Origin of the sequence: Streptomyces sp. SID3212, from assembly GCF_009865405.1 — a bacterium.
In the GTDB taxonomy this organism is placed as follows: Bacteria; Actinomycetota; Actinomycetes; order Streptomycetales; family Streptomycetaceae; genus Streptomyces.
Map to the genome: position 1 here is coordinate 1 of NZ_WWJY01000098.1, position 312 is coordinate 312.

General features: G+C 77.6%; 1 protein-coding gene. It reads left to right on the forward strand.

Features of this window, described 5'->3' with window-relative positions:
* Positions 1–312: hypothetical protein (locus GT042_RS02885; RefSeq protein ID WP_161307114.1), on the forward strand; the 312-nt coding region annotated here is incomplete at both ends.

Below are 312 nucleotides of genomic sequence, written 5' to 3' on the forward strand. Positions count from 1 at the left end.
GCGCTGCCCGAAGGCGCGGTGCGCATCGGCGATCCGACCGACACGGCCGCCTGGGCCGGACTGTGGGCGGCCCGACGCCGGACAGGGAAGCCGCCGCGCCGCGTCGTCCTCCTGGCCGACGTCGCGGCCGAGGCCGCGGAACACGCCCTCGACCCCGTCTTCGCGGCCGTGCGCGCGATCGTCGCCGACCGGGAGAACGGTCCGGTGGACCTCGCCTGCGTCGTCGCCGGCCCCGGCCGGGAAGGTGTCGCTTCGGCCCTGGGCGGCTTCTGCCAGATCGCCGGCTTCGAGGACCGCCGTGTCCGCGCCGTC